Source organism: Pseudoalteromonas sp. CR1, from assembly GCF_019392235.1.
In the GTDB taxonomy this organism is placed as follows: domain Bacteria; phylum Pseudomonadota; class Gammaproteobacteria; order Enterobacterales; family Alteromonadaceae; genus Pseudoalteromonas.
The window spans coordinates 1-20,990 of sequence record NZ_JAHXRM010000017.1 but is presented as its reverse complement, the minus strand read 5'-3'; the positions used below and the strand labels follow the sequence as shown (position 1 = coordinate 20,990).

At 39.7% G+C, this 20,990-nt stretch carries 19 protein-coding genes; 7 read left to right on the top strand and 12 right to left on the bottom strand.

Annotation, left to right across the window (positions count from 1 at the left end; translation table 11 throughout):
• Positions 1-10: 10 nt before the first annotated feature.
• From KZZ04_RS14580 to KZZ04_RS14565, 4 genes are all read right to left on the bottom strand, one after another.
• Positions 11-907 (bottom strand): efflux RND transporter periplasmic adaptor subunit, encoded by an 897-nt coding sequence (locus KZZ04_RS14580; RefSeq protein WP_058428656.1) that lies wholly within the window; start codon positions 905-907, stop codon positions 11-13.
• A gap of 70 nt (positions 908-977) precedes the next feature.
• The gene (locus KZZ04_RS14575; protein WP_002962255.1) at positions 978-2,270 is read right to left on the bottom strand and encodes a TolC family protein; all 1,293 of its coding nucleotides are present in this window, start codon (positions 2,268-2,270) and stop codon (positions 978-980) included.
• 73 nt (positions 2,271-2,343) lie between these two features.
• Positions 2,344-2,640 (bottom strand): hypothetical protein, encoded by a 297-nt coding sequence (locus KZZ04_RS14570; protein WP_232007049.1) that lies wholly within the window; start codon positions 2,638-2,640, stop codon positions 2,344-2,346.
• 85 nt (positions 2,641-2,725) lie between these two features.
• Positions 2,726-3,625 carry a cation transporter gene (locus KZZ04_RS14565; RefSeq protein ID WP_002962256.1) on the bottom strand — a complete coding sequence of 300 codons (900 nt, stop codon included), beginning with the start codon at positions 3,623-3,625 and terminating at the stop codon, positions 2,726-2,728.
• Positions 3,626-3,790: 165 nt separating this feature from the next.
• On the opposite strand from KZZ04_RS14565, the gene KZZ04_RS14560 reads away from it, so the two are divergent.
• The 7 genes from KZZ04_RS14560 to KZZ04_RS21265 all read left to right on the top strand — a co-directional run bounded on the left by KZZ04_RS14560 (position 3,791) and on the right by KZZ04_RS21265 (position 11,403).
• Positions 3,791-4,141, top strand: coding sequence for a hypothetical protein (locus KZZ04_RS14560; RefSeq protein WP_010557528.1), 351 nt, complete (start codon positions 3,791-3,793; stop codon positions 4,139-4,141).
• Between the two features lie 81 nt (positions 4,142-4,222).
• Positions 4,223-5,440, top strand: coding sequence for a TolC family protein (locus KZZ04_RS14555; protein WP_010557529.1), 1,218 nt, complete (start codon positions 4,223-4,225; stop codon positions 5,438-5,440).
• Positions 5,441-5,504: 64 nt separating this feature from the next.
• Complete coding sequence (locus KZZ04_RS14550; RefSeq protein ID WP_010388432.1) at positions 5,505-6,761, top strand: efflux RND transporter periplasmic adaptor subunit; 1,257 nt, start codon at positions 5,505-5,507, stop codon at positions 6,759-6,761.
• A gap of 11 nt (positions 6,762-6,772) precedes the next feature.
• Positions 6,773-9,973 carry an efflux RND transporter permease subunit gene (locus tag KZZ04_RS14545; RefSeq protein WP_004588883.1) on the top strand — a complete coding sequence of 1,067 codons (3,201 nt, stop codon included), beginning with the start codon at positions 6,773-6,775 and terminating at the stop codon, positions 9,971-9,973.
• Between the two features lie 394 nt (positions 9,974-10,367).
• Positions 10,368-10,745 (top strand): MerR family transcriptional regulator, encoded by a 378-nt coding sequence (locus tag KZZ04_RS14540; protein WP_010557530.1) that lies wholly within the window; start codon positions 10,368-10,370, stop codon positions 10,743-10,745.
• 65 nt (positions 10,746-10,810) lie between these two features.
• Positions 10,811-11,200 carry an organomercurial transporter MerC gene (gene merC / locus KZZ04_RS14535; protein WP_010557531.1) on the top strand — a complete coding sequence of 130 codons (390 nt, stop codon included), beginning with the start codon at positions 10,811-10,813 and terminating at the stop codon, positions 11,198-11,200.
• A complete protein-coding gene (locus KZZ04_RS21265) occupies positions 11,188-11,403 on the top strand; it encodes a GDCCVxC domain-containing (seleno)protein (protein ID WP_076916053.1) in 216 nt (71 codons plus the stop codon). Before merC ends, KZZ04_RS21265 begins: the two co-directional genes overlap by 13 nt.
• 363 nt (positions 11,404-11,766) lie before the next feature.
• Here the strand turns inward: KZZ04_RS21265 and nth are convergent, their stop codons facing one another.
• The 8 genes from nth to KZZ04_RS14495 all read right to left on the bottom strand — a co-directional run bounded on the left by nth (position 11,767) and on the right by KZZ04_RS14495 (position 20,762).
• Positions 11,767-12,429 (bottom strand): endonuclease III, encoded by a 663-nt coding sequence (gene nth, locus KZZ04_RS14530; RefSeq protein ID WP_138529262.1) that lies wholly within the window; start codon positions 12,427-12,429, stop codon positions 11,767-11,769.
• A 42-nt stretch (positions 12,430-12,471) separates the two neighbouring features.
• On the bottom strand, positions 12,472-13,170 hold the full coding sequence (locus tag KZZ04_RS14525) for an electron transport complex subunit E (RefSeq protein ID WP_058404130.1): 699 nt from the start codon (positions 13,168-13,170) through the stop codon (positions 12,472-12,474).
• Positions 13,167-13,808: an electron transport complex subunit RsxG gene (gene rsxG / locus KZZ04_RS14520; protein WP_058404131.1), complete on the bottom strand. Its 642-nt coding sequence runs from the start codon at positions 13,806-13,808 to the stop codon at positions 13,167-13,169. The genes KZZ04_RS14525 and rsxG overlap by 4 nt, the downstream gene beginning before the upstream one ends.
• A complete protein-coding gene (gene rsxD, locus KZZ04_RS14515) occupies positions 13,805-14,863 on the bottom strand; it encodes an electron transport complex subunit RsxD (RefSeq protein WP_219423041.1) in 1,059 nt (352 codons plus the stop codon). The genes rsxG and rsxD overlap by 4 nt, the downstream gene beginning before the upstream one ends.
• Positions 14,860-17,220 (bottom strand): electron transport complex subunit RsxC, encoded by a 2,361-nt coding sequence (rsxC, locus tag KZZ04_RS14510; protein ID WP_219423040.1) that lies wholly within the window; start codon positions 17,218-17,220, stop codon positions 14,860-14,862. The genes rsxD and rsxC overlap by 4 nt, the downstream gene beginning before the upstream one ends.
• Positions 17,221-17,228: 8 nt before the next feature.
• A complete protein-coding gene (gene rsxB, locus KZZ04_RS14505; RefSeq protein ID WP_006794774.1) occupies positions 17,229-17,783 on the bottom strand; it encodes an electron transport complex subunit RsxB in 555 nt (184 codons plus the stop codon).
• A 1-nt stretch (position 17,784) separates the two neighbouring features.
• Positions 17,785-18,366, bottom strand: a complete 582-nt coding sequence (gene rsxA, locus KZZ04_RS14500) for an electron transport complex subunit RsxA (protein ID WP_008134172.1) — start codon at positions 18,364-18,366, stop codon at positions 17,785-17,787.
• 452 nt (positions 18,367-18,818) lie between these two features.
• Positions 18,819-20,762, bottom strand: a complete 1,944-nt coding sequence (locus tag KZZ04_RS14495; protein WP_138529258.1) for an EAL domain-containing protein — start codon at positions 20,760-20,762, stop codon at positions 18,819-18,821.
• Between the last annotated feature and the right edge of the window lie 228 nt (positions 20,763-20,990).

The following is a 20,990-nucleotide window of genomic DNA, read 5'->3' as shown; positions in this document are numbered from 1 at the left end:
ATTGCGTCTCCTAATCGTCGTCTTCTACTTCAGATTTCAAGATATCTGCTTTAATCAGATAACTGTTTTTGTTTACATATTCAGCGTCTTTACTGAGGCCATCAATGACCTCGATATAGTTTTTGTCTGAACGACCAAGGACAAGTGGTGCAAACTCGTACTCTTCATTTTCTTTTACAAAGACACCTAATTGTCCACCTAGCTCTTGTATGGCAACTTTCTCGACCGCTAAATCCACCTCAAATTGGTTTATCTTCACGTTGCCTTTTAATAATTGACCTGACGTTAGCTTTAACTCAGTGTTGTTTAATCGTACCCGTGCTAAAACATAAGGCTGATCTTTAGCTGGAATAATATTAGTGATGACTGAACTGAATGCGTGTTCACCTTGCTCAATATCAACATGCTGACCGACTTTGATTTGATTATATTGGCTGGTAAACACCTTAAATTCAGCCCACAAGGTGTCAAATTTGACGATTTCAAACAAGCTAGTGTTTTGCGTGATACCGCCAATATTTCCATTTCGCTGTAAAACAGTCCCAGAAACAGGCGATGTTATTTTATAAGTATTTAAGCTCTCATTAGATTCAATAACGGCTAATAGATCGCCTTTTTTTACCGTATCACCAACAGTGAAGTTTATTGTCTTTATAACGCCGTTATATCTAGCGCTAACTTGAAATAATTGTTCAGCGCCTATCGTCGTAGAGCCGTATACAGGGATAGTTTGGTTCAACGTTTTTGAAGCTAAATAGGCTGTTTCAACACCAAGCCTTTTTGCCATGTTATTGTTTATTTTGCTAATGCCTTCTTCGCCTTCATGTTCATCTTCACTAGCGATAACACTTTGAATGGGTGATAGATACCCAATAAAAATCAATAGTGCGAGTAAATAGTTTTTCATTTTGAATTCCTAAACGATTCAGTTAATCACTGAATCAATAAATTGTTATTAAACTTAAAGTGATGTTTATTTAGAGTGACAGCGCTTCGTTTGTTAGTTTTTCTATCTCTGCGCCATAAATTAGGGCAGCAGATGCCGCGTCAATAAGGGTTCGCCGAGCATTTAACAGCTCTTGTCTAGCCGATACATAATCAAGATATCCATATCGACCTTTTTGATAGGCGTCTTGAGTATCTTCCAGTGCATCTTCAAGCATTGGGATAACCGACTGCTTTAATGAATTAGCTGTTAATATGGCTTGTTTTCTATTGGAGTATGCTCGTAGTAAGTGATTTCTAAATCTTAACTTAGTCGCCTCTTTCTCTATGGCAACTTGGTCACGCTCTGCTAGCGCACTAGCGATTGCGCCAGAATTTCGCTTTTCAGCAAACAAAGGTAAGCTAAAGCCAGCGACCAGTGCCGTATCATTGGCTTCTTGAGAGCGCCTAACACCAACAGACCATTTGATATTGGCCGTTGACTCTGTTTTAGCCAACTGTAACTCGGCCTCTTTTAGTCGCTGCTCACTTGCATAAACTTGAATAGCAGGGTTTTTCTCTAATTTCGCAAAGAGACTACTAAAATCACTATCATTGCCAAACTGAAACAGATCTCCAGTTACTCTAGAGAATGACACTGATGTTTCTCCCCAGTAAGCTGATAAAGAAAGCTTTAGATATTCCAAGCGCTTTTGTTCAGATTGAAGGGTGAGGTTAGCCTGAGCAATAACTGCTTTTGAGCGTTTCACTTCAGCCTCAGGAGTAGCACCTGCGCGGTTACGCTGAGATACAATCTCTAAGGTTTCTTGTGCTAAGCTCAAAGCATTTTCTGCCAATATAACTCTTTGTTGGGCTGCAAGTACTTCCACGTACTTCTCAGTGACTTGAGCCATTAAATTAAGCGCAGAGACTTCTTTTTCAGCAGTGAGTAGTGTTCTTGATTTTGAAACAATTCCAATCCGCGCTGAGCGTTTATCTCCCATTTCGATAACCGAAGATAGAGCGACTGTTAATTCAGCACTGTCGAATGTATTAAATTCACCTGAGCCTGCAAAGTTCTCAGCTTCAAGCTCTAGTTCATAAGCAGGATTTAAACTTGCGATTTGTTCTCGTCCAATTAATGCCGTTTGCTTGAAATCAAATATTTTAAGTTCTGGATTTTGTTTAAGCGTCCACTGAATTGCCTCTTGAAGGTTTAACTGCTTCTCAAAGGCATAAACATTAAATGTAAAAAGTGACAAAGCGAGAAACGCGATATATTTAAGCCGAGGTGTTACACACCTTAAAATTGCTATCTTGCGATGCACACAGGTATTAAGTGCCATGTATACTTTCCTATAAATTTATATGTGATATTTAGGTCATTAACATTTGACCTTTCTTAATTTTCTATAAAATTTAGGCGTATTTAGGTGGGCGGAATGGCACCGAGATATAGCCTTTTAGCTCAGGGGAAACTAAGGCGTAGGTAGGGAAATATTCTATTGCTTGTAAAATATTACAAGAAGAATCTGTATTTAAAAATAACTGACAGCAGCAACAAAAATTACAATTATCAATTAAAGTTTGGCTATTACCCTCCTCAAATAAATTAGAGCTTTCAGGAGCTTTTAGCGGGGTAATAGACTCAGTTAGTGATATATTAAAAGAACTTTCAATTAAGTTTCCTTCAATCTCTTCTTGCGAAAAAAACACAGACTGCACCGCGATTAAAATCATTATCACGTATGATATATATGGTTTAAAATATGACGGGTGCATTCTTTTAACTACTTTCTACTTAAGACTTTAGCTGTAAGATGCGGCGAGCACCGTTTAAAACGACAACAGCAATAATCAAACCAATCACTAAATCTGGATAACGGCTGCTAGTTACTGTAACTAATAAGCCAGCTAAGATTACACCTACGTTTGCGATTACGTCATTTGCGGAAAAAATCCAACTCGCTTTCATATGAGCGCCGTCTTCTTTGTTGCCAAATATTAAAAACAGACAAGCAATGTTAGCGATTAGTGCTATTCCACCAAATATCATCATTAAAGAAGAGATAGGTTCACTACCGTAAATAAAGCGTCTTACGACTTCACTCAAAGCACCTAGCGCTAGAATAATTTGAAGTACACCAGATATATGTGCCGCTCTAAGTTTCATGCTTATGCTTTTACCGACAGCATATATAGCTAAACCATAAACAGCAGCATCAGCAAACATATCTAATGAGTCGGCAATAAGGCCAGCAGATTGCGCAATAATCCCAGCAATTACTTCTATAAAAAACATGACTCCATTAATGGCTAACAACCATTTTAGCGTTGATGCTTCTTTCATCTCATTTTTTTGGGCTAGATCTTTTGCTTTTGCAGCTTCGGTGCTGCAACTTTCTTTAGTTGATGCCAACTCTGCACCGAGATTGAGTTGTTGTAATTTTTTTGTTATCTCATCTAAATTTTCATCATGAAAAACCTTGACTAAACGGCTAGGAATATCAAATTGCAACCCAACTGAAGGCTCAATTGAGTCAAGTGCTAACCTAATCAATCTCTCTTCTGAAGGACAGTCCATTTGAGGTACTTTAAATGTACTGACAAACGCGCCACTATAGTTATCTAATTGTGTATCAATTTTTACATCTTCATTGGTAGAAGATGATTGACACTGACCACTACATTTTTCTGACATATTTAACATTCCGTAATAATATTAAAATAAGTATAAAATCTATAGTGGCTATAGAGTCAAATAAAAAATTATTTAATGTAAAAGCGTGGAAACTGAATTGAAAAGCTAGTTTAAGAAAATAGTTTCTGCTAGTATTTTAAATACTATATTTAACTGGTGATAACTTTGAACCTTAATGTTGTACTAAAAATGCTCTTGGTTATTTCGATTGTTTTACAATCGTTAACTGCTGTAGCATCCTCAACATCTGAGAATCACCAAATAGATATAGAGCACCTTCAAACTCAACATGATCATGCAGATGATCGAAATGTCTCAAATGATAATGTAGGTGATGAGCAGCATAATGAAAAAGATTGTCATCACTGCGGTCATTGCAGTGGCAGCCACTTATCTTGGATTTTAGTCAGTAATTCAAATACCACGGGCAAACTAAACATTATCAATAAAACGCCTTATCAAATTGATCAAACAAATACTTACCTTGAAGCGATACTTCGCCCACCCATTTCTTAATTAGATTGATTTTTAATGACCTATTTGTCCATGAGAAGGATAAAGGGTTCGTGTTTATAAATTAAAAAATTAAGAAGTTTTATGTATATATTTTTAAAAAATACAGGTTTAACCCTGTCTTTATGCATGGCTGTGAGTTTTTCAGTTGCCACTTATGGCAAACAGAAAAGTATTTCATGGCTAGATAGTCAAATAAATAAAGATCCCGAAGTTGTTGCGGCTAAAGAGTTACTTAATGCAAGTAATCATAGAGCCAAAAGCTTAACTCAAGCCGTATATAACCCAGAGCTTGAAGCAAGCTATGAAAAAGAAGGTGATTTTGATAATTACTCTATTGGTATCAGTCAAACGATAGATTTTTGGGATAAGCAATCAACAAATAAAACCATTGGTGAAATTGATGTTTATGCAAACCAGCAACAATTGTTATCTCTACTCGATTCTAAAAAGGCTAATGCCTTAACTGCATTAGTTAATTGGCAAGCAGCAAAAAAAGCTGCTCAGTTACTTTCAGAAAGAGAAGAGCAATTGCAAACGCTCGTTGGAATTGTTGAAGACAAACGAAAAGCTGGACTTCTAGAGCCACTTGACGCTGAGCTAGTCTATTTAAACTTGTCGCAAATTTTTAGTGAAATATCTGAGTCTCAAATTGCTTTGAAAAATGCAGAGGTAAAGGTTCAGGAGTTATTGCCTGATTGGACGCCTAATACTACCAATTTGTTTTCATTTACTTTTGGAGCAACAAGCTACTCATTTAACTCCCAGTGGGTTGAGGAACATCCAAAAGTTAAACTTGCTAGAGCGAAATGGAAGGGACAACAATCTAAAGCTCAACTAACCACTATGGAATCTAAAGCTAATCCAACCATTGGCGTTAGCGCAGGGAAAAGTGGAGATGAAGACTTGGTTGGTGTGACTTTTTCAATGCCTTTAAACATCAGAAATAACTATACAGATAATGTTAAAGCCGCTTATTCAGAAGCCATTGCAGCCGAGGCGAATTTTCAGTCGGTATATCGAAAGCAGTCTTTTGAAGCAAAAGCTAATTATGAATCGCTTAATGTCAGTAGAAAATATTATGAGCAATGGCAAAAACTGACAAAAGGCAGATTAGATAGCAGCGAAAACTTATTAAATAAGCGCTGGCAAGCTGGTGATATTAATACTTCTGACTACTTACTTGCATTAAATCAACGTGCGGAAGGGCTTCATGCAGGAATACGTTTGGAAAATCAATTCAAGCTTGCAGAAATATCCTTCATTTTAAGTATGGGTCAGTTATCCAAATTTGATATTTGAGCGCTTTGTTTTTTCAGTAGCGAAAAACGAAATCTTAAATTTATTAAAAATATAGGTTACAAAAATGAATACAGTAATTAGTAAAAAATTTTTAGCCGTAGTAATTAGCAGCCTGTTAGTTGGGTTTACTACAAATCATGATGCTTTTGCACAGTCGTCAGATGGAACTGGTTCTGTCACAAACGTTTCGAAACAAGAAGAAAAAGAACATCAAGATGAGCATGAACACGAAAAGGGACATGAAGAAGATAAAGGTGACCATGACGAGCACGGCCATGAAGGTGGTAATAAAGAGGGAGAAGAAGAACATGAAGAAGGTATCACTATTGATCCAAAGAAGATGTCGCTTGCTAAAATTAAAGTGGAAAGTGTTAAGCCTGAATATCAATTTAGCTCCGTATATGCACCTGGCGAAATAAAAGCTAATGGCTATAAAAGTTATGTGGTATCACCACGTACAGAGTCAGTCATTATCAGTCGCCATGCAGCGCTTGGCGAGTATGTAGAAATAGGTCAGAAGTTAGTTACATTATTTAGTGAAGCAATGGCACAAGCACAAGCTGACTATTTAATCGCTTCAACCGAATGGCAACGTGTAAAAAAGCTGGGTAATAAGACGGTGAGTGAAAGTCGATTATTACAAGCTGAAACAACATACAATGCGAGCTATGGCAAGCTCATTGCTTTAGGGTTAACTGAAAAAGCAATAAATGGTATTTCTAACAAAGACATTAAAGCATTTGGGCAATATGCATTAACGGCGCACCGTGAAGGTGTCGTGCTTCAAGACGACTTTATCCAAGGGCAACGTGTTGATGCTGGGGATTCAGTCATGTTGTTAGCTGATGAAAAACAACTATGGGTTGAAGCAAAAGTTTCTCCAAATAAAAAGCTAAATTTATCAATTGATTCTCCTGCGGTACTTAAATTAGAAGGCCAGAGTTACAATGCCAAAGTTATCCAAGAAGCCCATACAATTGATCCCGTAACTCGTACAAGAATTATTAGATTGGGGGTACAGAATGCTGATGATAACCTTCATTCAGGTATGTTTGTAAAAGTTTACTTTCAGTTTGCCACAAAGCAGAAAGTGATGGCTGTGCCAGAAGAAGCATTGATCCGCAGCGCAGATGGTGATTGGACCGTATTTGTCGAAGACCACCCTGGAGAATTTAAAGCTGTAGAAGTAGAACTAGGCCGAGCCTTAGGTGATTTTAGGGAAATCATTGGCCTTGATAGTGGGACGCGAATTGTAACCAAAGGCGCATTTTTTGTTGCTTCTGAAATCGCTAAAGGCGGATTTGATCCGCATAACCACTAAGGAGCAAGACTATGTTTAATAAAATAATAGATTGGTCTGTTAATAATAGACTCCTGATTTTGATTGCGCTGTTTGCCACAATTGTCGGCGCAATTATGGTTATACCAAAACTAAATTTAGATGCCTTTCCTGATGTTACTAATGTTCAAGTTGCTGTAAATACTGAAGCGCCAGGACTAGCTGCTGAAGAAGTTGAACAACTCATTACGTACCCCATTGAAGCGGTCATGTATGCCTTACCTGATGTAGAACAAGTGCGCTCAATTTCTAAAACAGGCTTGTCTGGCGTCACGGTTGTTTTCAAAGAAGGCACCGACATTTACTTTGCAAGACAACTTGTATTTGAGCGTCTTCAAGCCGCAAAAGAACTGATACCAGAAGGTGTCGGCACACCCGAAATGGGGCCAAACACCTCAGGGCTAGGCCAAGTATTTCAGTACCTTCTTATTTCAGATAAAGATGCAGGCTATGATGCTATGGCACTCAGGAGTCTCAATGATTGGGTAGTAAAATTACTCGTTATGCCTGTCGATGGTGTTACTGATGTACTCTCCTTTGGAGGTATTGTTAGGCAGTACCAAGTAAATGTAGATCCATCTAAGCTTCTTTCTTATAACCTAACGCAAGAAGACGTTGTTGGTGCCCTAGATAACAACAATGCCAATGTTGGCGGATGGTATATGAACCGTGGGCAAGAGCAGCTTGTTATTAGAGGTGCAGGTTGGTTTGAAAGTGGTGACGCTGGTATTAGTAATATCAAACAAGTTCCCGTCAAAACAGTTGATGGGACAGTTGTGACGGTTTCGGATATTGCTAAAGTTGAAATGGGCAGTGAAATTCGTCAAGGTGCTGTCACAATGACGCGCAAAACCGAAGACGGTAAAGTCGAAAATTTAGGTGAAGTTGTCTCTGGCATTGTCTTAAAACGCATGGGGTCTAATACTAAAGCCACCATTGATGGTATCAATGCAAGAATCCCATTAATTAATCAAGCATTGCCTAAAGGTGTTCGCTTTGAACCATTTTATGATCAGGCTGATTTGATTGAAAAAGCCGTTGATACAGTAGTTGATGCACTATTACTAGCATTTATTTTCATCTGTATTGTATTAGCACTATTTTTAATGAATATACGTGCAACCTTCCTTGTCCTAATATCTATTCCAATTTCAATTGGTATCGCGTTAATGATCATGGCTTGGTGGGGCATTTCTGCAAACCTTATGTCATTGGGTGGCATTGCCGTAGCCATTGGTATGCTAGTTGATGGTTCAGTCGTGATGGTTGAAAACATGTTTAAGCATTTAAATAGACCAGACTCTACCCATTTAAAAACTGTAAAAGAAAGAGTGCCTAGTGCTGATACTGATCCACATGATGTAGAACAAGATGAGCATGGTATTAAGTTACGTCTTCAAAATGCGGGTAAAGAAGTGGCTCGTCCCGTATTTTTTGCAGCTTCTATTATTTTAGTCGTATTTACGCCTTTATTTAGCTTTGAAGGTGTTGAGGCAAAGTTATTTCAACCTATGGCAATAAGCATCATTTTAGCTGTTATATCTGCTATTGTGGTTGCGTTGTTTGTTGTACCCGCTTTAGCTACTTATTTATTTAAGTCAGGTGTAAAAGAGAGGGAAAGCTTTGTTCTTAGGCCATTAGACAAACTCTACAGAAAAGGGCTTACATTCGCACTAAAACGCACCAAATTAGTCATTTCAGCCGCACTTATATTAGTTTTCTCTGCCTTTGCATTAGTTCCATTAATTGGTACTGAATTTGTACCTGAGTTAGAAGAAGGGACGATAAACTTAAGAGCAACGCTTGCACCTTCTTCCAGTTTAGATACCGCGCTCACTGTGGCACCAATTCTAGAAGAAAAACTAATGGCTTTCCCTGAAGTAACCTATGCATTAAGCCGAATTGGTCGAGCAGAAATAGGTGGAGACCCAGAGCCTGTGAATAACATCGAAATTTACATAGGGTTGAAGCCTGTTTCTGAGTGGACCAGTGCATCTAATCGATATGAACTTCAAGGAAAAATGGAGAGATCTTTAGAAGAATTCCCTGGGTTGCTACTCAACTTTTCTCAACCTATTGCGACTCGTGTCGATGAGCTACTATCTGGTGTTAAGGCTCAGTTGGCGATAAAGTTGTTTGGGCCTGAACTTGAGGTACTGGCGGCTAAAGGTCAAGAAATAGAAACAGCAATTAAAAACATTGAAGGTGCAAGGGATGTTGCATTGGAGCAAATTGCTGGTGAAGCGCAATTGGTGATAAGTCCTAACAGGCAAGAACTATCGCGCTTTGGATTGTCTGTGAGTGACATAATGGAGGTTGTGCGTGATGGTATTGGTGGTGTTGAAGCCGGACAAATAATCAATGGTAATGAACGTTATGATATTTACGTTCGCATAGAGGAAGAGTACCGAAGTAACAAAGAAGCTATTGCTGATATTCGGCTTCAATCACCTACTGGTGCTTGGGTGCGACTGGGTGACGTAGCCTCAGTCTCATTTGAGTCAGGCCCACCACAAGTTAGACGCGATGATGTACAACGAAGAGTCGTTATCCAAGCAAATGTACAAAATCGAGATATGGGAAGCGTGGTTGCCGATATCAGAACGGTAATTGCTGAAAAGGTTGACTTACCTTCAGGTTATTCTGTTTCGATTGGCGGCCAGTTCGAAAGTCAAAAACGTGCTCAAAATAGGTTAGCTATAGTTGTACCTTTATCGTTAGCACTAATCGCACTACTACTTTACTTTGCCTTTGGTTCTGTTGGTCAAGCTATGCTGATATTGGTCAACGTGCCGCTTGCTGTAATTGGCGGAGTTTTCTCCTTATATTTATCTGGACAATACTTGTCTGTACCAAGCTCCGTTGGCTTTATTACCTTATTTGGTGTAGCGGTATTGAATGGGGTCGTTATGGTAGAAAGTATCAACCAACGTATTAAAGACGGTCTAGAAGCATCTAAAGCCGTTTTTGAAGGCGCTACTTCAAGATTAAGACCTGTACTTATGACTGCTATAACATCAGCTTTAGGTTTGATACCGATGTTAATGTCTAATGGTGTTGGTGCAGAAATACAGCGCCCCTTAGCGAGTGTTATTGTTGGCGGCTTGGTAACTGCAACACTGTTAACATTATTTGTTTTACCTGTTTTATATCGCTGGTTTTCAGAGAAAAAAATAAAAGAGCTATCCAGATAAAATGACTGTGAACTCTAACCCCACGCTAAAGTCACGTTTAGCGTGGGGTTATTGAGTAGATGAACGAAAAGAAAGATTAGATTTAACAATAAGCTAATAGTCATGACTGCTTTGTCGGAATATTTGTCGTTAAACAGGCCAAAGCTAACTTCCGCTTTCGTATCTTTGCAGTCTTAATCTTTATGTGTCTCAAGGTCGGCTTATGGCACAGAGCCGTCCTTCGGCTCTAACTCATTTATGTCCATCGACGATTTATCAATATAACTCACCTTTGCCCCAAAACGTGTTGAGGCGAATGCCTCAAAAGAGCGAAAACCAGTCATTGTAGTTCGAGCAATTTTACTTCGTATTGATATACTAATGTCATGATTAAAGTTGATTTTATGGTTGGACGATGAAAACAATAGGCAAGTTGGCTAAAGAACTTGATATAGGCGTAGAAACTATACGGTTTTATGAGCGGGAAGGCTTGATAAAACAGCCTCAAAAACCTCAAAATGGTTATCGTGTCTATGACGACTCAATCACCAAACAATTACAATTCATCTGTAAGGCCAAAGCACTTGGCTTTACTCTAAAAGAAGTGGCTTCATTGATGTCAATGGATGGCGATTGTGCCAAAGTAGAATCCCTAGGCTTGCTGAAATTGAACGTAATTCAAAATAAGATAGCTGACCTTCAACGCTTAGAAGTCGTCATAAAAGAAATGACTAATTCATGCCGCAACAATAACGATCAATCCCACTGCCCAATAATCGATTCGCTAAAATAGTATTGACTCCGTACCTACCTACGGAGTTCATACTCAAATCATTCAAATAATGTTAGACGTTAAAAATGATTAATAAGATTTTAGATAAAGTTAGCTCAGGTGGTGTTTGGCTTGCGGCTCTTAGTTGTACGGGGTGCTTCCCCGCACTCGGCTCGTTAGCATCAGCATTAGGATTAGGCTTTCTCTCTCACTTTGAGGGAATTGCTGTAAATACCTTGTTACCTATATTTGCAACTCTGGCATTGTTGGTAAATTTGTATAACTGGTATAAAAACCAAAATCATGCGAGAGGTATTCTTGGGGTTATTGGCCCTATAGCGGTTTTGTTAACCCTCTATCCACTATGGCAATACGAATGGAGCACTTATTTGTTTTATGTAGGTATTTGTTTGATGATTGTAATGTCCGTATTTAACATTGTTAAACCTTTGAAGGAGCAAACATGCAAAGTATAGAGTTAAATTCTACCATTACTTGCCCTGAGTGTGGCTTCAGTAAAACTGAAGAAATGCCAACCAACGCTTGCCAGTGGTATTATGAATGTGAATCTTGCAAAGTTCTCCTAAAGCCTTTGAAAGGCGATTGTTGCGTATATTGCTCTTATGGAACAGTGAAATGCCCGCCAATTCAAGAAGGTCAAAGTTGTTGCGATAGCTAAATGACAGTCTATTAATGGCAATGAGAAGGCATAAAAAGAAATAGTGAAATGTCAGCAATCGTATCATTGCAGCCTTTATCACTAAGTCACTCAAGGGCTGCTTTTGGCACAAACCAGAAATAGCTTCCAATGAATTCTGTATTTAAATTTTAGGTTTAAGCTGGGCTCTAATTAATAAATCATAATCTAATTGCAACACCTTGCTTAAATTCAAATTATTCTTAAGTTAACGCAAATTTTCAATTTAACTGGTGCTGGCCTAATAAAGGCTCATATGAGAACCAAATAGCCAACTTATTAAATGGAAACTAAAAAATGTGGCTGTTAAAAGGTTTATACTAACTAAAAAGTAACTACTCTTAGCTATGACTCAGTTTTCTCTTTATAGTCACACAAATCCTCGATTATACAGCTTCCACATTTTGGTTTTCTCGCTGTACACGTATAGCGCCCATGTAAAATAAACCAATGATGGAGGTTAAACATAAACTCTTTTTTATTTGGCGTATTTTTAATTATGGCCTGTTCTGTCTGCTCAACAGTTTTACCTTTAGCGTAACCCGAACGGTTTGCAAGACGTTGGATGTGAGTATCTACTGCTAAAAAGTATCTACCTTCATTATCCTTTAGCCAGCCAAAGGCTGTGTTGAGTACAACGTTTGCTGTTTTTCGACCAACACCGGGTAGGGCCTCTAGCGCTTCTCGGTTTTCAGGTACGATGCTGTTATGTTGATCAACCAGTATTTGGCACATTTTATAAACATTGGCAGCTTTTGAATTAAATAGACCAATGGTTTTTATGTAATCGCGAAGTGTATCATGGCCAATATCTAATATAGCTTGTGGTGTATTTGCTACAGGGAATAGTTTTCGGGTGGCTTTGTTAACACCAACATCGGTAGCTTGTGCTGAAAGTGTAACAGCAACAAGCAACTCAAACGGACTTGAGTATTCAAGTTCTGTTTCTGGGTTTGGGTTGTTATCGCGTAAGCGTGTAAGTATTTGATAGCGTTTTTCTTTATTCATATAACTTAAACGTACTTACTATTGAAAGTAGTACGTTTCCCCTTAAGTTAAGCTGGTAACACGTGCACGAGGGCCTTTTTCGGCTTCTGGTGGTGCAGTTTGTTTTGATTTTATTTGTGCATCAATCATATTTTTAGCGGCTATGAGTAACCCAAGCCCCAAAAATGCGCCAGGTGGTAAAATAGCAAGCAAAAACTGATTGTCAAAGTTAAACACTTCAATGCGTAAGCTTTGTGCCCAAGGGCCAAGTAATAAATCGGCGCTGTCGAATAACGTACCTTGGCCTATAAGTTCTCGCATCGCACCCAGTACAACGAGTACAAGCATAAATCCAAGTCCCATCATTAATCCGTCAAAGGCAGATAAATGAATTGGATTTTTTGAGGCGTACGCTTCGGCGCGGCCTATAATTGCGCAGTTAGTTACAATTAGTGGAATAAATATGCCCAGCGATTGATAAAGCCCAAATGTGTAGGCGTTCATCAGTAACTGAACGATGGTTACAAAGCCTGCAATGATCATGACAAAAACAGGGATACGAATATCTTTTGGTACCCAGTTTCTTACAATTGATACGCTAACATTAGATCCAATTAATACCAGAAGTGTTGCAAGCCCCAAGCCTAGTGCGTTGGTAACCGTTGACGTTACAGCAAGCAACGGGCAAAGCCCTAAAAGTTGTACAAGCGCAGGGTTGTTTACCCACATTCCATCTTTATACAGTGTTTTTAATTCACTCATTGCGTTACCTCTTCACACCGACTACTTGGGGTTGTAAAAATAGTATCAAACTCATTTTGCGCAAATAATACGGCGTTTTTAACTGAATTTACAACTGCACGAGGTGTAATAGTTGCTCCAGTGAATTGATCAAATTGGCCGCCGTCTTTTTTTACAGCCCAGCGGTTATCGTCTTCACTGTGCACCGTTAAGCCTTTAAATGTGGTGATCCATGATGACTTTTTAACTTCTATTTTATCGCCTAATCCCGGTGTTTCTTCGTGTTTAGTCGTACGCACACCTGCTATGGTTCCATCGCGTAATATGGCGGTTAACAGCTTTATATCACCGCTATATCCGTTTGGTGTTACATGCCTAACAACGAGGGCGACGGGTTGGTTATTTTTTCGTGCTCGGTAAATAACTTGCGTATTGTATGGCCCTAGCCGCTCATCCGTAATAACGATACAGTCTTTGGATAAGTCATTGTCGTAGGTAGTTGGATCAAGTACTTCGTGCAATTGTGATGTGAGATATAGTTGCTCTTGCTCTGCAATTTTATCAGCTGTTAATGCATCAATAGTTGCCACTAGCCCGGTAGTTACCAGGGCAAAGGCGGTTAAAATAGCGCCATTTTTTGCCATAGATGAAACAATCATTTTACCGCTCCATGGCCATAAGTACGTGGCTGTGTGTAATAGTCAATAAGGGGTACGGCAATATTTAGCAGAAGTACTGCAAAGGCAACCGCATCAGGGAAACCGCCAAATGTACGAATTAAATAAACAAATAACCCAATTAGTGCGCCGTAAATCAAGCGACCTTTATTTGTGGTTGAGGCCGACACGGGGTCTGTTGCAATAAAAAAGGCACCCATCATAGTTGCGCCACTTAATAAGTGAAATACCGTACCCGGCTCTGTGCCAGGCGCTGCTATGTAACCAATTGCACTGCATAAAGCTAAGCTGCCAATAAAACTGACAGGAATATGCCAGTTAATTACTTTTTCTTTTAGTAAATACAAGCCGCCAGCTAAAAAGCCAAGGTTAACCCACATCCAACCTTGGCCTGCCCATTCGTTAAAAATAGGCTTTTGCATGCTTTCGCTCACTGTTAAACCATGAGCTACATCTGTTTTAATAGTGTCTAGGGGCGTTGCCATTGTAGTGCCATCTATACCAGCACGTACTTGGTCTAAACTATAACCAATAGAGGTAAAGTCCGTGAATATAAGACGTAGTTGTTCTGTAAAGCCTATGGGATTATTGGCTAGATCTGTTACAGGTAACCACGCTGTCATTTGCACAGGAAACGACACGAGGAGTAAAACATAAGCTGCCATTGCTGGGTTAAATAAGTTAAACCCAAGACCACCATAAAGTTGCTTAACAATAACAATGGAAAATAAACAACCAATAATTACAATCCACCAAGGTGCTAATGGCGGTATGCTTAGGGCTAATAAAACGGCGGTTAACCATGCACTACCATCACTGAGTGCTGGCCATACTGCTCGCTTACGTATCAGCATTACTGCAGCTTCAAAAACAGTGACTGCCACTAAAGCGAGTACAAGCTGAATAAGTACGCCGCTACCAAAAAAAAGTATTTGGGCAACAAGTCCAGGAATACACGCAGCAATAACGGTTAGCATTAACCGAGTAACCGATTTATGGCTATGATTATGCGGCGAACTGGCCATGGTTAATTTCATGACTGATCATTTCCTTCTTTTTGTAACTTTTTTGCTTTGGCACGAGCAACGGCGGCGGCAATAGCGGCTTTTTTCTTATCTTCACTTGTTTGTGCTGGTTGCTCTTCTGTTTCGTTGTGCGTTTCAGCGGCTTTTGCAGCCTTTTTAGCTTTAGCACGGGCAATGGCAGTCGCTACAGTCGCTTTTTTGTCATCAACCGGTGTGTCAGTATTTGCATGCTTTTCAGGTTCGTTTTGCGTCTCTGCGGCTTTTGCAGCCTTTTTAGCTTTAGCACGGGCAATGGCGGCGGCTACTGCCGCTTTTTTGTCATCAACCGGTGCGTCTGTATCGGCATGCTTTTCAGATTCGTTTTGAGTCTCGGTGGTTTTTACAGCCTTTTTAGCTTTAGCACGGGTAATGGCAGCGGCTACAGCCGCTTTTTTGTCATCAACCGGTGCGTCTGCATCTGGGTGCTTTTCAGATTCGTTTTGCGTCTCGGTGGCTTTTACAGCCTTCTTAGCTTTAGCACGGGCAATCGCAGCGGCTACAGCCGCCTTTTTATCATCAACAGGCATGGCTGTTTCAGTATCATTGGTATTAGCTTGTCCATCTTGTGATTGTGCCGCTTTTTTAGCTTTAGCGCGTGCAATCGCGGCGGCGACTGCAGACTTTTTGTCATCAAGGGGCGCTGTATCTTCAGAATGCTCTTTTTGTTCTTTGTATTTGCGAGCTTGCTCTTTACGCAGTGCTCGCTCTTTAGCTACTTCACTATTATCTGGCTCAATCTCTGAGTTTTGACCTTCACGTTTTTTTGCTTTAGCGCGAGCTATGGCCGCAGCGACTGCTGACTTTTCATTGCCATTGCTCGATTTATTTTTAACTCGAGCAAGTGCATCGGCTACTTTTTGCTTTTCATCATCAGACTTAGCTGGTGGCTTACGCTTATGGCGGTTTTTACGCTCTTCTTGCTCACGGTCTAAGCGTTCTTTACGTGCATCGAAACGCTCTTTTGCTCTATCAGCTTTTATTTTTTCAGCTTGTTGTTCTTTTATTTCAACTTTGGCTACGCGGTAGTATTGAACAAGCGGGATCTCACTCGGGCAAACATATGCACAGGCTCCACATTCAATACAATCAAACAAGTTATGCTCTTGGAGTTTGTCGTACTCTTTAGACTTTGCAAACCACTGTAGTTGTTGGGGTAATAACGAAGCTGGGCAGGCGTCTGCGCAGGCACTACAACGTATACAGGCTTTTTCAGGGCCTGGCTCTGCAAGTTCTTTGTGGTCGGGCGCTAAAATACAGTTTGTCGTTTTAATGACACCAATACGCACGGTGGGTAATGTAAAGCCCATCATTGGGCCGCCCATTACAACGCGTTGCTGTGGGACTGGTGAAAAGCCTTGGCAATCGAGCAAGTGTTTTATTTCTGTGCCTAATAAAGCCCATACATTACCCGGTTTGTGTATGGTGTTACCCGTTACGGTCACCACTCGTTCTATAAGTGGCTTGCCTTCGTAAACAGCTTGCTGCACAGCATAAAGTGTACCCGTGTTATGCATAAGTACACCAATATCAGCAGGTATCCCCATACTGGGTACTTCACGGTTAGTTAGCAATTTTATAAGTTGTTTTTCGCCACCTGAGGGGTAAACTGTTGGCACGGTTTGAACAATAATTTTATTGTTATGTTCAGCCGCTTTAGTCATTGCTGCAATAGCTTCTGGCTTATTGTCTTCTATACCCACAATGCAAACTGTTGGATTTAACAGTTGCTGCATTAATTCAACCCCTTGGATAATTTCTGCAGCGTGCTCACGCATGAGCGTGTCGTCGGCGGTTATGTATGGTTCACATTCAACAGCGTTAACAATAAAGAAGTCGATAGATTGTTTAGTATCGGCTTTTATATAAGTAGGAAAACCTGCGCCCCCCATACCACTAATACCCGCTTGATGAATGATATCTACAAGTTCTTGGTGAGTAAGTGATTTTGGCTCGTTTACAGGCTTAAGTGTGCACCATTCGTCTTTACCATCAGGCTCAATAACGATACTCAACTCAGGTAGTGCAGACGGGTGAGCTGAAGGTTTAGGTGCTATTTCTGTAATAATACCCGAGCTAGGAGCATGTACTGGTACAGACCAGTTAGCAACGGGTTCTGTTAATGCTTGGCCTTTAAGTACACGTTGGCCTTTTTCTACAAGTAATTTACCGTTGGCGCCAATGTGTTGCTTTAGCGCAACCACAAGTTTGTCAGGCAGAGGAAGGCGAGCAATATCTGCACCGTTAGAAAGTGATTTTTGCTGTGGTGGATGCACGCCGCCTGGAAATTGCCAAACGGTGCCTTTTTGTATTTGTTCAAGTAACTTATCCACTCAAACCTCTAATCTATTTGGGTAACAGGAATAGCATCTAACTGCCATTTCCAGTTTTGTTTTGTTTCAGCAACCGGCAGCATATCAATACAATCTACAGGGCAGGGCTCAACACATAAATCGCAACCAGTGCATTCGTCGATTAAAACGGTATGCATTTGGCGAGTAGCACCGACAATGGCGTCTACAGGGCATGCTTGAATACATTTTGTGCAGCCAATACATTCATCTTCACGTATGTATGCAACGGTTTTAATTGGTTCGGCTTGCTCTCCGCCGGCCAGTGGCTTTTCATCAACGCCCATTAGGCCAGCAAGCTTTTTCATTGTGGCTTCACCGCCAGGCGGGCACTTATTAATTTCATCGCCGTTAGCGATGGCTTCAGCATAGGGGCGACATCCCGGGTACCCACATTGGCCACATTGTGTTTGTGGTAAAATGGTATCAATTTGCTCTACAATAGGGTTACTTTCTACGCGAAAGCGTATTGCAGCAAAGCCTAAAATTAACCCAAAAACCAGCGCGAGTGAGCCAAGCGCAATTAAGGCATAAAACAAGGTCATATTAAAATTTCACTAATCCGGTAAAACCCATAAACGCCATTGACATCAAACCGGCGGTTATCATAGCAATTGAGGCACCTTTAAAAGGTGTTGGTACATCAGCAGCGGCAAGGCGTTCACGAAGTGCTGCAAATAATACTAGCACCAACGAAAATCCAACAGCAGCGCCAAAACCGTATACAGCTGATTGTAAAAAAGAGTGATCTTCTTTTATATTAAGCAAAGCAACACCTAGTACGGCACAGTTGGTAGTAATAAGTGGTAAAAAAATGCCGAGTAAACGATAAAGGGTAGGGCTGGTTTTACGCACCACCATTTCGGTAAATTGCACCACAACAGCAATCACTAGTATAAAGCTCATGGTGCGTAAAAATTCTATATCCAAAGGGATTAAAATATACTGGTTCACCAAGTAACTAGTTACTGAAGCAAGTGTGAGTACAAAGGTGGTAGCTAAAGACATGCCAATTGCCGTATCAAGTTTCCCCGATACACCCATAAATGGACATAAGCCTAAAAATTGTACTAACACAAAGTTATTAACTAGAACGGTTCCAATCAATAACAATACATATTCAGTCATGCGAGCCTCGCGCTTTTAAAATCCCGTGTATTATCCTTTTTTCTGCCCTGATTAACAACATGTGCAGTGATTATCATTTAAATAATCACTATTAAATTAACCAGCAGCAGTACTGATGTAATAATACGATGATGTAGATGTGTTTTTTGCTCTAACAAGATGACTTTATCGATACTAATTCAAGAGTCATAATGATCACAATAGGCCAATACTGATAAGCAAAATACTTGATCAATTTGAAGGGTTAAACCTAAGGTTAACCGCTTTAAACTTTCAATAGTGAGTTATTACATGAAATGATTTGGCTAAATGTAGGCCAGATTTAATTGCCCCCAAATAGGTCGCTACATCAAGTACGTTAATGTAAGTTATTGCTATAAATAGGGTAGGTGTTAATTAAAGTGGTTACAAAAACAAAAAAGAGCAACGAGTGCTCTCTTTTTAATGAGGGATTAAATATCTTTCGGTTTTTCTATGTAATAGCCTTGTACGCCATCTAAACACAAAGTTTCTATTATGTGTTTTTCTTCTTGGCTCTCTACACCTTCGGCGAATACACTCACCCCAATTCTGTGTGCTAAGTCTACCATTAAACGCATAAAGTATTGATTGTTTTTGTCGTCCTCTAAGCCGCGAGTGTAACTGGCATCCATTTTTATAAAGTCAGGCTTTAGGTCTCGGAAAAATTTGAACGACGTTAAACCAACACCAAATCGCTCAACAGTAATACGTGCACCTACTCGGTGAATCATATCAATAAAGCGCTTACTGGCTTTAATGTTTTGTTGTAAACCAAATTCGCTTACTTCAAAAATGAGTTTAGAGGCTATGTGAGTGTCTTTTAATAGGCGGCGTTCTAACCAAATAACAAATTGGTCGTTATGTGCACTTGAGGCCGTTACATTTAAACCAAAAAACTTTTCAGACAAATTACGGCTTTTTACTTTTTCAAGCGATGAATCAATAATAAGGCGGTCAATTTCAATTGCCATATCGAGTTTTTCGGCCATAGCTAAAAACGACGCTGTAGGAAGCATTTGGTTATCTTCAGTTTTAAACCTCACCTGAATTTCGGCGTACGCCTTAATACTTTTCCCTAGGGGCATTATATTTTGCATGACTAAATGCACACGTTTTGACTCAATAACTTCATTTATTACTTTACGCCAGTTTTGATTACCAAAGCCTGCGCTTACATTATTAACTAAGTCGGTTTCGCGTTGTACATGCCACGCATTAGTTTGTTTAGACTGGGCCATACTCATTGCGTTATCAACCACCGAAAGTAGCTCGCCTAATGGTTTGCCTTTTTCATAACCCACAATGCCAGTATTAGCCACAGAGCTTAGTTCTTGGTTTTGTTGATATTGAGTAAAACGAGACTGTAAGTTTTCACCAAAACGCTCAGCTTCTTTAAGAGGGGTGTGAGGTAAAATAACTGCAAAGTCTGAGCTGTTTAGCCTAAACAATTGGCTGCCTGTATAAGTACCACTTAAGTGTTTAATTATATCAGCAACACCCCTTACGTACTCGTCACCTTTTTGGTAGCCACGGCTTTGGTTAATTGCTTGTAACTCGCTACAGCGCACCATAGCTAACGAACCAAACGTACTTTGCTCGCAATTTTCAATGTGTTTTTCGTAATACTCAACAAACATATTGCGGTTACCTAAAGAGGTAATGACATCTTTGTAGGCTTCTTGTTTTATGCTCATTGCTGCATTTTGTATATCTTGGCTTTTCGACTTTAAAAAATGCGATAACCGATTAAAGCTGGGCACCAAGTCTTTGCCTAATTTTTTAAGGCTAGAGCTATCAAGGGCTGTTTGCAGGTCATTATCAATTTGGTTTTGATTAATATATATATCAATAATATCAGAAACGGTGGTGCTGATATTTTTATTAAGCTGATAAAAAATCGACTTAAGTAAAATAATAGGGATGATCACCAACACGGCAGAAATAAGTATAACTATAAAGAGGGCGGTTTGAACTTGTTCGGCTAACTGTCGGATGTTGAGTGTAAACTCTACTTTGACGTCTGCCGCATCATTTACTGCAAATTGTGGGCGTAAAGAATTAAATTGAGACTGAATAAACTCTGCGAACGCTGGTAGCTCTGACGACGAATTGATACTAAATATTTCAGCGCCTTGGTAATCTCTAAGCGTAAAGTTTGAAAAGGTGTTGCCGTTAGTAATTGACTTTTTTAAGTTTTCAGCAGAAATGTCGTCTATGGAAAGCTCGTTTATATATTTAGTTACAGTAACCTGGGCATCTTTTTGTGCTTCACTAACAGCATTGTCAAAGCCGACCGAAATAAAGTAGCTTCCAGCTGCAACACACAATAACCAAGATATTATTTGTATTAAAATAAGTTTTTTAAATCCAGCCATTTTTTTCAATCTTTTAGGTATTACAGAAGGAAAGGAATCAAGTCCTTGATTATTTGACTAAATACAACATTTAATAGTTTTTAATCAATGTTTTATTTCTAGGGTAGAAGAGTAGTGGAAATAGTAATAAATGTCTATGGAATTCTTAGAATTGGCTCCCCCTCCCCGACTCGAACGGGGGACCTGCGGATTAACAGTCCGTCGCTCTAACCAACTGAGCTAAGGGGG